Raw genomic sequence first — 10826 nt, 5'->3', positions numbered from 1 at the left:
CCGAGGCCGTGGCGAGCTACGACGAGGTGATCGCGCGCACGGCGATGGCGCGGGACAGCGCGCTGCAGCTGTGGGCCGCCAAGTCGATGATCAACAAGGCCAAGGCCTTCGACAAGATGGACGACCTGCCAGGGCAGGCCAAGGCCTACCGCCTGCTCATCGCGCTTCGGCGAGTCGGGCGACGCGGCCTTGCGCGGGCGTGTCGCCAATGCCTGCGAATGGCTGGCCGAGGCCGAGGGCCGGCAGGGGCGGGTGGCGGCGCAGCGCGAGGCGCTCGAACAGGCGCTGGGGCGTTTCGGCACTGCGCTGTCGGCCGAGCAGCGCACGCGGCTCAAGCGCGAGCTTCAGGCGCTGAAGACGAAGGCGTTGGGACGGCGCGCGAAGCAGGCCTTCGACCGGGTGGTGCGGCGCAAGGCCTGATCGCCCAGTGCCGCCCAGTGCTTCAGACGTTGAAGTACCAGCGGATCGAGTGGAAGAAGATCGGCGCCGCGAAGCACAGCGCATCGACGCGGTCGAGCAGGCCGTTGGCGCCGGTCACGCCCACGCCCTTCTGGCCCCAGTTCGGAATGCCGCGGTCGCGCTTGAGCGCCTTCATCACGAGGTGGCCCATGGAGCCCGCGACGCAGGCAATGATCGACACCGCGAGCGCCTGCCCGAACTTGAACGGCGTGATGAACGAGAACAGCGCACCGACCAGACTGGCCACGACGATGCCGATGCCCCAGCTGGTCCAGTTGAAGCTGCGGCTCACGTTCGGCGCGAACGGCGTGCGCTGCATGCGCCGCGAGATCAGGTGCTGCACCAGCACCGAGGTCTGCACCACGAACACCAGGAAGAACACGAGGAACGCGCTCTTGCCTTCGTAGCCCGGGAAGGTCAGCAGCAGCAGCGCGGGCACGTGGCTCATGCCGTAGACGCAGACCATGATGCCCCACTGCAGCTTGGCGTTGCGCTCCAGAAAATGGCTCGGGTCGTTCGCCAGCGCGCTCGCCACCGGAATGGCGAGGAACACGTAGACCGGAATGAACACCGTGAACAGGTCGAAGCGCGCCGTGGCCACCAGCCAGAACTGGATCGGCAGCACCACGAAGAACGCGAGGATCAGGCTGCGGTGGTCGCCGCGCCGCGTCGGCGAGAGCGTGATGAACTCGCGCAGTGCAAAGAAGGAGATCAGCGCGAACAGCACGGTGGCCACCGTTTCGCCCAGTGCCCAGCCGATCCAGAACACGATCACCATGAACCAGGTGGTGCCCAGCAGCGCGCGCACATGCGCCAGCTCGGCCTGCCACGATTCGTCGTGCACCGGGTTGCGCCGCTCCTTGAAGCTCAGGAAGAAGACGGTGGTGCTCACGATGACGAGCAGGCCGAAGACGATCAGGAAGAGGGCCGCGACCTGTTCGGTCGGGCTGAGGCTGCGCAGGAACTGGTTCATACCTTCAGACGTCGCGCAAAGCGATCACGGCGGCACGTGCGCGGTCGAGAAAGGGCCGGCGCTCTTCGCCGTCCTCGACGCGGATCGGGGCGCCGAAGGTGACGGAGCACAGGATGGGCACGGGCACGATCTCACCTTTAGGCATCACGCGCTGCACGTTGTCGATCCAGGCCGGCACAAGGACCACGTCGGGGAACATCGTCGCCAGTACGTACAGGCCCGACTTGAATTTCTGCGGCTCGCCGGTGTGGCCGCGCGTGCCTTCGGGGAAGATGATGATCGAGTCGCCGCTGCGCAGCGCGTCGATGAGCGGCGCGAGCGGGTCGGCGGCGGGCGGCTCGGGCGCGGCGACTGGTGCGTCGGGTTCGATGACGGGCGGCGGTGCGACCGGTGGTGGGGGCGGCGGGGGCGCGGGAAGGTCGAGCTGGCCCTGGATTTCTTGCGGCGCCTCGGCGACGGTGATCGTTTCGATCGGCAGCAGCGGTTCCATCGAGGGCTCGATGCGCTCGGCCGGTGCATTGGACGCCGCGGGTGGCCGCACCTCAGGCGGCGGTGGCGCAACCGGTGCTGCCGCAGCCGCAGGCGCCGTGGCTGCACGCTCGACGTACACCGCGTTGAACACCTCCGTCGTGATCCAGCGCTTGACCGGCGTATTCGCCCAGTAGTCGCGCGCCGCGATCGGCCGCGTGATGCTGCGCAGTTCTTCGGGCAGCGCGGCCCAGATCATCACGAGGTCCGCGTGGCTCTGGTGATTCGCGAAGTAGATGCGCTGCTCGGCTTTCGGCGGACAGCCGTACCAGCGCGCCTGCGCGCCGGTGAGCAATCGGACGATTCCCAGCAGCAACCAACCTGTGAGCTTTGCCAGCATATGGAGGCGATGATACGGGCCATGCGATGGCGTTTCGATCTTCTTTCCCTGGCGTGGGCGGTGGCCCTTTTTGTACTACTCGTCCTGCTGGCCACCGTCGGCGCGCGCTGGGGCTGGGTGCGAAGTTTCTTCGGCGACGTGCTGGCCGTGGCGTGGGTGTACGTGGTGTTCAAGACCTTCGTCGCCACGCGCGTGCTGCCGCTCGCGCTGGCCGCCTTCGGCGTGGGGCTGCTGGTCGAACTGGGGCAGCTCCTCGCGTCGACGTGGCAGCTGCACATTCCGAACCGCGCGCTGCGCATCGTGCTCGGCGCCACCGCCGACTGGTGGGACGTGGTGGCCTACGCGATCGGCTTCGTCGCCGTGCTGGCGGTGGAAGCGGCGGTGCGCAAGCTCAGGGCAGGTCGACCGCCGACATCCGCGCCACGATCGTCGATGCCCGCCCGTTGATGTACGACGAGTTGGGTCGCCGCTCGAAGAACTTCGGGCTCGGCAGCATCACGGCCAGGCGTGCGGCCTCGTGTGAACTCAGGCGCGCGGCCGGCTTCTTGAAGTAGTACTGCGCCGCGGCCTCGGCGCCGAACACGCCTTCGCCCCATTCGACGTTGTTCAGGTAGATCTCGAGGATGCGCCGCTTGTCGAGCAGCACCTCCAGCAGCGTGGCGAGCACCAGCTCCTGGCCCTTGCGCAGCATGGTGCGTTCGCCCGACAGCAGCAGGTTTTTCGCGAGCTGCTGCGTGATGGTGGAGCCGCCGCGCAGCGGGGCCGGCTGCACCGGCTTGCCGCGCGCCGCCGCGCGCGCCATGCGCTTGGCGGCCAGTTGTTCGGCGCGGGCGTTGCGCTGGCGCGCACGTTCGATGGCCTCCCACTCGACGCCGTTGTGGTCGACAAAGCCGGCGTCCTCGCTCGCGATCACGGCGCGCTTGAGGGAGTCGTTGATCTGTGTGTACGGCACCCAGTCCTGGCGCCATCCGCCTTCGCGGCCCTGCGAGAGCGCGACGCGCCAGGCCTCGGAGCGCTGGAAGGCCGTGCTCTGCGGATCGACGACCGCCATGGCCGCGATGCGCACCACGAAGAACAGCTCGAGCGCCAGGCCCGCCACCACGAGGCAGGCGATCAGGCGCAGCAGGCCCTTCATGCGCCGGCGGCGAGCGAGGCGCGCAGCTCGGCCAGCACCTGGGCCGAGGGCGGGCGCACGCCGCGCCAGAATTCGAAGGCTTCGGCGGCCTGCTCCACCAGCATGCCGAGGCCGTCGCGTGCGACCGCGCCGTGTGCTTCGGCCCAGGCCATGAAGCCTGCGGCGGCGGGGCCGTACATCATGTCGACGGCCAGCGCGCCGGGGCGCAGCACCTGCGCGCTCACCGGCACGGCGTCGCCCGCGAGGCTGGAGGCGGTGGCGTTGACCACCACGTCGAAGGCGCCGGGCACTTCGTCGAGCGCCCAGGCCTCGAGCGTGGCGCCGTGGCGCAGCGCGAGCGCGGCATGGCGCTGCACCAGCGCGATGGCCTTGTCGAGCGTGCGGTTGGCCACCACGATGCGTGCGGCGCCCGCGTCGAGCAGCGGCCCGAGCACGCCCGCCGCAGCGCCGCCGGCGCCGATGAGTAGCAGCGACCGGCCTGCCAGCGGCACGCCGGCGTTGCGCACGATGTCGTTGACCAGGCCGATGCCGTCGGTGTTGTCGGTGTGGATGCTGCCGTCGGCCTCGAAGCGCAGCGTGTTCACCGCCTGCGCCAGCGTGGCGCGTTCGCTGGTGTGCTGCGCGAGCGCGGCGGCGTCGAACTTGAAGGGCACGGTGACGTTGCAGCCGCGCGCGGTGTCGCCCTGCGCGGCGGCCTCGCTGCGGAAAGCGGCGATGCCTTCGGCAAACGCGCCGATCGGCACCAGCCGCCGGCCGTAGGCCATGGGCTGGCCGCAGAGCTCGGCAAAACGCGCGTGGATGCGGGGCGAGCGGCTGTGCTCGACGGGGTTGCCCATGACGCAGTACTGATCCATGGCCGGTGTTCCGTGTTCTGCTGTGGGGGTTACTGGGACGACAGCTCGATGGTCTCGTCGCGCGTGAACTTGAAGCGCGACTGCAGCACGATCTGGTCGGTCTGCTTGCGCATCGCGTCGGTGAACTTGCCGAAGTTGCCCACGCTGCGCACGATGGCCTGGGCCCGGCGGTCGAGCGTGGTGTCGCCCGAGCTTTCGTCGACCACGGTGTCGAGCACACGCCCGTCGTGGTTGATGGTGACGGTCATCTTGAGTTCGCCGTAGAGCTTCTTGCCGGCCGCGGTCGGGAAATTCTCGGTGCCCTTGACCTCGATGCGCCGGCGCAGCGTGTCGACGTACAGCGCGTAGGCCGCCTCGCGCGTGGCGGGGCTCAGGTAGCGCTTCTTGGGGCGCGCGTTTTCTTCGTTCACGCGGCGCTCGATCTCGGCGAGCAGCGCGACCATCTGGCGGCGCTTTTCTTCGCGCGCGACGGCTTCGGTCGGGTCGCCGGCCTGGCGCGGATCGGGCACGGGCATGGCGGCCAGCTCGCGCTTGAGCTGCGCCAGCATCTGCATCTGCTGGGCCTGCATGGCCTCGACCTGGCGGCGCGATTCCTCGAACGAGTCGCCCATGGTGGTGAAGCTCGACGGCGGCAGCGGACTGGTGGCGCGGCCCTTGTCGAGGTCGCCGCCGCCCGCGAGCGTGGTCTGCGCCATCACGCGAGCCGAGGGGTCGGGCTTGTCGTTGGTCTTGCTGTTGACCAGGATCACCTCGAGCGGGGTTTCGCTGAAGACCCGGTTGAACGATTCGGGATCGACGAAGCGCACCGCGAGCAACGCGGCATGCGCGATGACCGACACGCCCAGAGCGATCTGCAGCGTGCTGAGGTCCTTGAGATTCATTCTCGAAACTCCTCCAGGGGGCGGCGCGTGTTTCCGGTCGTTCGACCGGGGCTCATGCAGGCGCGGTCGTCGTCGGGTCGGGTGCGGTTTCGCTGTCGCTCAGGTCGACCGCGATGGCGATCGGGCCGGCGACTTCTTCTTCGTCGTCCTCGCCGCTGTCGGCCTCAGCGGCTGCGGCATCGGCCTGCGGCACGTCGAAGCGTTCGAGCACGGTGCCGCTCACGTCGAGTGCGATCTCGTCGATCTCGCCGAGCTTCACGCGCACACGCGCGCCGCGCTCCTGCTGGCCCGCCACCGGGAACACCAGTGGCAGCGCATCGGCACGCACCAGCGCACCGTTGGGAATGTCCTTGATGACCGTCGCTTCGAGCTCGGTGATGCCGTTCTGCTGCAGGTACTTGAGCGTCCAGAAGCGCTCCATGCCGCCCTGGTAGGCGTTGTACGTGGCATAGGCGGCGTCGAAGCCCGAAAGAATCGAGAACAGGTCGGCGTCCTTCGGCTTGAAGGGCGCGGCCAGTGCGGCGGTCTTGCCGTGGCGGGCGGCCGCGATGATCTGCCACTGGTTCACGAGGTCGGTGTAGCGGCGCAGCGGCGAGGTGCTCCAGGCGTAGCTCTTCACGCCCAGGCCCGCGTGCGGTAGCGCGCGCGTGCCCATGCGCACCTTGATGCCGGGCGCCAGGCTGGCCTGGCTGCGGTACAGGCCGGGCACGCCGAGTTCGCCGAGCCAGCCGCCCCAGCTGCTGTTGGCCAGGATCATGGCCTCGGACACGATCAGGTCGAGCGGCGCGCCGCGCTGGCGCGTGGTGATCTGCACCTGCTCGTTGCCGGTGGGCTCGGCGCCGTCGTTGCCCACGAGGCGGAAGTTGTAGTCGGGCCGGCTGAAGTTCTCGGGCTTGCCGCGCACCACTTCGCGCTGCGCCTTCAGGTGCTTGGCGAGGCGGAACAGGAAGCTCAGCGGCGCGCGCAGCTTCGCGGCGGCGTCGGGGGTGTTGTCCGAATTGAAGGTGGCGTCTTCGAGCCAGGGCTGCGTGACGACGGCGTCGAGCTGGTCGTGGCGCAGGTTGGCGACGATCGGCACGCGCTCGAGCTTGGTCTCGGTGCCCTGCAGCTCGAGCGTGGCTTCGTCGAAGCGCGCATAGAGCGACACGGCCGGGCGGTCGCCGCCTTCGAGCAGCGTGTAGGTGTCGACCACCTCGTCGGGCAGCATGGTGATCTTGTAGCCCGGCATGTACACGGTGGACATGCGCGCGCGCGCCACGGCGTCGATGGCGCTGCCCGGCGTCAGCGCCAGGCCCGGCGCCGCGATGTGGATGCCGACCGTGATGGTGCCGCTGCCCATGCCCTGCACCGACAGCGCGTCGTCGATTTCGGTGGTCTGTGAGTCGTCGATCGAGAAGGCCCGCACGCCTTCGGCCAGCGGCAGGTCGTCGGCGACAGCCGGCGCCGCGAGCGCGGGAAAACCGGTGCCCTTGGGGAAGTTCTCGAACAGGAAGCGCCGCCAGTGGAACTGGTAGGGCGAATCGATGGCGCCGGCGCGCTCCAGCAGGTCGAGCGGCGGGCGCTGCGTGGCGCGCGCGGCGTCGACCACGGCCTTGTACTCGGGCGCGTTCTTGTCGGGCTTGAACAGGATCTTGTAGAGCTGCTCGCGGATCGCCGGCGGGCACACGCCCTCGGCGAGCTGGCCGGCCCATTCGACGATCTGCGCCTGGACGGCCTTCTTCTTCTCGATGGCGGCCAGCGCCTGCTGCACGATCTCGGCCGGCGCCTTCTTGAAGCGCCCCTTGCCCGCGCGGCGGAAGTAGTGCGGTGCCTCGAACAGCGCGAACAGCGCGGCGGCCTGCTGCGCGAGCGTGGGCTTGTCGCTGAAATAGTCGGCGGCCAGGTCGGCAAAGCCGAACTCGCCTTCGGCCGCGAATTCCCAGGCGAGGTCGAGGTCCATGGCTGCGGCCAGCGCACGCGCCTCGGCCATCAGCTCGGCCGGGGCCGGTTTCTCGAAACGCAGAACGATGTTGGCGCCCTTGACCTTGACGCGCTTGCCGGTCTCGAGCTCGACCTGCGCCGAGGCTTCGGCTTCCGACAGGACGCGGCCGCCGAGGTATTTACCGGCTTCTTCAAACAATACAAACATGCCGCGATTGTCCACGACTCGGCAACCCCGGAGCCGCCGCCCCGGCTGGCGGCGCGCGCCCTAAACCGGGTTGATGAAGGCCATCACGTCGGCGAGGTGCGCTTTTTCGAAGTCGGACAGCGCGTGGTCGCCGCCCTCGAGCAGCTTGATGCGGCTGTCGGGGTAGCGTGCCGACATCTCGTGCCAGTCGAGCGCTTCGTCGCCCTTGGCGATGATCGCGAACAGGCGCTCCGGCCGCGTGAGCGCGCCGATTTCCATGGCGCGCAGTTCCTGGATGAATTCCGGCTGGAAATAGAAATGCTCGGCCGGGTCATGCCAGGCGGTCTGGCTGCCGATGTAGCGCGTGAGGTCGCGCGCCGGGTGCACCGCGGGGTTGAGCAGCACGGCGCGGCAGCGCGTCATGCCGGCGACGTAGGTGGCGTAGAAGCCGCCGAGCGACGAACCGATCACCGCCATCGACTTGCGCGGCCAGTGCGCGATGCCCTTCATCACCATGTCGATGGCATCGTGCGGCGACGGCGGCAGTTGCGGGCACCACCATTCCAGGTTCGGGTGCTCGCTCGCCACGTGCTTCGCCACCAGCCGCGCCTTGGTCGATCGAGGCGACGAGCGGAAGCCGTGCAGGTACAACAGATGGGTGGTTTGCGGGTCCATGGGAGGAGGGTGACTGGCGGTGCGCAGGTCGCGCCCCGTGGCCGGGTTCAGACAATTTTGCATGAGGTCTACGCCGCCGATGCCGCGACGGCCTCACAAATCCCTGCGAAACGGGCGACAAGGGCGTGACTGGAATTCGAAAGTATTCACGGCGCGGTCGCGCAGGATGCGGACGATGCGGCGCAAGGGAGAAAGATGAGACAAGTTTCGTGACGCATCTGGCAGGGGGCATCCCATGAACACGGGAGGTCGGGCCGGCATGGCCGCAGGTGTCGAGGCTTATGCTTCATCCCATGAATACCGAGGCTCAGGATGACGGGATGCCACGCCGCTGGGGCGTGCTCGTGGTCGAGGACGACAGCCGCGCACGCGCCTTCTTCGAAGCGAGCGTGCAGCGCAGCCCGCGCCTGTTCTGGCTCGGCAGCGCCGGCACGGTGCAGGAAGCGCGCAGCTGGCTGGCCGCCACCGCGACCATTCCCGACGTGCTGCTGGTCGACCTCGGCATGCCCGACGGCACCGGGCTCGACGTGATCCGCGACGCCGTCGCGCGCTTTCCCGGCTGCGAGCCACTGGTGGTGTCGGTCTTCGGTGACGAAGAGAACGTGCTGGCCAGCATCGAGGCCGGCGCCGTGGGCTACATCCACAAGGACGCCGCACCCGAAGACATCGCGCAGACCATCGTCGAGATGAAGGCCGGGGCCTCGCCGATCTCGCCCATGATCGCGCGCCGCGTGCTCGCCAAGTACCGCAGCCTGCAGGCGGCCGTGCCGGGCACAGCCGGCGCGGCGCCGGCAGAGACGGCGCTCGACGAGACCGACCGCGGCCTGCTCTCGGCGCGCGAACACGAGGTGCTGACGCTGATCGCACGCGGCTTCTCGTACGCCGAGATCGCGCGCCTCAAGGGCCTGAGCGTGCACACGGTGCAGACCCACATCAAGAATCTCTACGGCAAGCTCGCGGTGCATTCCAAGAGCGAAGCGGTGTTCGAGGCCACGCGCCTCGGCCTGCTGTCCCACCCGGGCTGAGGACGGATGCTGCGGCGGCTGGCGTTCCTGTGCCTGCTCGGGCTGGCCGCGCTGTTTGCCGTGGTGAATGTCATGGCGGCCAGCGCGCAGGGACCGATCGAACTGCGCCACGCCAGGGTGACCACCACCATCGACGGCGTCGTGCAGACGGAAGCCGTCGACCTGTCCTATCACTGGGACCGCCGGCACCAGGGGCGCACCGGCTTCGCGAGCTTCGACCTGCCGTTCCGGATCGAGACCGTGCCCGAGGTGCCCTGGGGCGTCTTCATTCCCCGTGCCGGCAGCGTCTTCGAAGTGCAGCTCAACGGCGCGCTGCTGCAGGCCTATGGCGACCTCGGCCAGGGCAACCGTGCCGACTACGCCAAGGCCCCCGTCTACGTGCCGGTGCCCGGGCGGCTGCTGAAAGAGGGCGAGAACCTGCTGCAGATCCGCATCCGCGCCGACAGCGAACGGCGCGCCGGCCTGTCGCGCGTCACCATCGGGCCGGCGACGCCGGTGCGCACCGCGCTGTTCGAGCGCGCCTACGCCTGGCGCTTCACGGGGTCGGTGCTGCTGACGGCGTTCAGCCTGATCGTCGGCAGCATCGCGCTGGCGCTGTGGTTCACCCAGGTCGACACCGGCGCGACCGGCCGCCGCCAGCGCGACGCCCTCTATTTCTGGGCCGCGGTCGCCGAGTTCTGCTGGGCGGTGCGCGTGGCCGACGCCATGATCCCCGAGCCGCCGCTGCCGTGGCAGCTCTGGGGCGTGCTGATGGCCGGCTGCTACGCAGGCTGGGCCGCCTCCGCCATGATGTTCTGCTATCACCTCGCCGACTGGGCGCAGAACCCGCGCCTGCGCTGGGCGCGCTGGCCGATGGCGGCCGTGGTGGCCGGCACCGTGGTGTTCACCTGGCTGGCGCTGAACCGCGAGGAGCCGCGCTGGCTCACGGGCTGGCTGGCGGTCGAGATCACCATCGTCGTCGGCTTCGTGATCGCCTTTGCCGTGGCCACGGTGCGCCGGCCCAGTGTCGAGCGGCTGCTGGTGGCCGGCGCCGCGCTGGTCACGGTGGCGTTCGGTGTGCGCGACTGGCTGGTGATCCGCCTGAGCGACGCCTATGGCGAAACCACCTGGGTGCGCTACACCTCGGTGCTGTTCGGGGTGGCGCTGCTGCTCATCGTGCTGCGGCGCTTTCACTTCGCGAGCGTGCAGGCGCGCGGCTGGGTCCAGACGCTGGCCGACCGCGTGGCGCAGCGCGAGCGCGAACTGGCGGCCACCTACGCCGAGCTGGAAGCCGTGGCGCGCGACCAGGCGCGCACCCACGAGCGCGAGCGCATCCTGCGTGACATGCACGACGGCGTGGGCTCGCACATCAGTTCGGCGATCCGCCAGCTGCAATCGGGCCAGACCAGCCCCGAAGAACTGCTGCGCACCCTGCGCGACTCGCTCGACCAGCTCAAGCTGTCGATCGACTCCATCCACCTGCCGCCCGGCGACATCGGCGCGCTGCTGGCGGCGCTGCGCTACCGGCTGGAGCCCCGGCTGGCCGCGGCGGACATCGCCTTCGAATGGGGTGTGGACGAGCTGCCCACGGTGACGCAGCTCGACGCCCACGCCACGCGGCAGCTGCAGTTCCTGCTGTTCGAAGCCATCTCGAACGTGCTGCAGCACGCCCACGCGAGCGCGCTGCGCATCGAGGCCGACGCGCGCGCTGGCGCCGTGCACCTGCGTGTGATCGACAACGGCGTGGGTTTCGACGCCACCGAGGTGCCGACGGCGCTGTCGAAGCGCGCCGCCGCGATCGGGGCGCGTCTGGCGATCGAAAGCCGACCGGGCCGCACGGTCGTTCAGCTCGGTTTCGACTGATCGGGCG

At 69.4% G+C, this 10826-nt stretch carries 10 protein-coding genes; 3 read left to right on the top strand and 7 right to left on the bottom strand.

The features are described 5' to 3' along the window. Positions 1-442 precede the first annotated feature (442 nt). Both GFK26_RS02095 and GFK26_RS02090 read right to left on the bottom strand, forming a co-directional pair. Positions 443-1432 carry a phosphatidate cytidylyltransferase gene (locus GFK26_RS02095; RefSeq protein ID WP_101491192.1) on the bottom strand — a complete coding sequence of 330 codons (990 nt, stop codon included), beginning with the start codon at positions 1430-1432 and terminating at the stop codon, positions 443-445. Between the two features lie 4 nt (positions 1433-1436). Beyond that, on the bottom strand, positions 1437-2300 hold the full coding sequence (locus GFK26_RS02090) for a lysophospholipid acyltransferase family protein (protein WP_153280642.1): 864 nt from the start codon (positions 2298-2300) through the stop codon (positions 1437-1439). 9 nt (positions 2301-2309) lie between these two features. On the opposite strand from GFK26_RS02090, the gene GFK26_RS02085 reads away from it, so the two are divergent. After that, positions 2310-2747 (top strand): DUF2809 domain-containing protein, encoded by a 438-nt coding sequence (locus GFK26_RS02085; protein WP_153280641.1) that lies wholly within the window; start codon positions 2310-2312, stop codon positions 2745-2747. Here GFK26_RS02085 and mtgA read toward each other — a convergent pair. From mtgA to GFK26_RS02060, 5 genes are read right to left on the bottom strand one after another with little or no spacing between them, the layout of a single operon-like run. After that, positions 2692-3435, bottom strand: a complete 744-nt coding sequence (mtgA, locus tag GFK26_RS02080) for a monofunctional biosynthetic peptidoglycan transglycosylase (RefSeq protein ID WP_153280640.1) — start codon at positions 3433-3435, stop codon at positions 2692-2694. The genes GFK26_RS02085 and mtgA overlap by 56 nt on opposite strands. Continuing rightward, on the bottom strand, positions 3432-4289 hold the full coding sequence (gene aroE, locus GFK26_RS02075) for a shikimate dehydrogenase (RefSeq protein ID WP_153280639.1): 858 nt from the start codon (positions 4287-4289) through the stop codon (positions 3432-3434). Before aroE ends, mtgA begins: the two co-directional genes overlap by 4 nt. A 29-nt stretch (positions 4290-4318) precedes the next feature. Next, the gene (locus GFK26_RS02070) at positions 4319-5170 is read right to left on the bottom strand and encodes an energy transducer TonB (RefSeq protein WP_153280638.1); all 852 of its coding nucleotides are present in this window, start codon (positions 5168-5170) and stop codon (positions 4319-4321) included. A 52-nt stretch (positions 5171-5222) separates the two neighbouring features. Beyond that, a complete protein-coding gene (locus tag GFK26_RS02065) occupies positions 5223-7298 on the bottom strand; it encodes a ribonuclease catalytic domain-containing protein (RefSeq protein ID WP_153280637.1) in 2076 nt (691 codons plus the stop codon). Between the two features lie 60 nt (positions 7299-7358). After that, positions 7359-7952: a YqiA/YcfP family alpha/beta fold hydrolase gene (locus GFK26_RS02060; RefSeq protein ID WP_153280636.1), complete on the bottom strand. Its 594-nt coding sequence runs from the start codon at positions 7950-7952 to the stop codon at positions 7359-7361. A 281-nt stretch (positions 7953-8233) separates the two neighbouring features. On the opposite strand from GFK26_RS02060, the gene GFK26_RS02055 reads away from it, so the two are divergent. Both GFK26_RS02055 and GFK26_RS02050 read left to right on the top strand, forming a co-directional pair. Continuing rightward, entirely contained in the window at positions 8234-8977 is a 744-nt protein-coding gene (locus tag GFK26_RS02055) for a response regulator transcription factor (RefSeq protein ID WP_153280635.1), read from the top strand. Between the two features lie 6 nt (positions 8978-8983). Continuing rightward, the gene (locus tag GFK26_RS02050; RefSeq protein ID WP_153280634.1) at positions 8984-10819 is read left to right on the top strand and encodes an ATP-binding protein; all 1836 of its coding nucleotides are present in this window, start codon (positions 8984-8986) and stop codon (positions 10817-10819) included. The last annotated feature ends 7 nt before the right edge of the window (positions 10820-10826 follow it).

This window comes from Variovorax paradoxus, assembly GCF_009498455.1.
Classification (GTDB): domain Bacteria; phylum Pseudomonadota; class Gammaproteobacteria; order Burkholderiales; family Burkholderiaceae_C; genus Variovorax; species Variovorax paradoxus_H.
The sequence above is the reverse complement of the archived record's forward strand: the minus strand, read 5'-3'. Positions and strand labels throughout refer to the sequence as shown.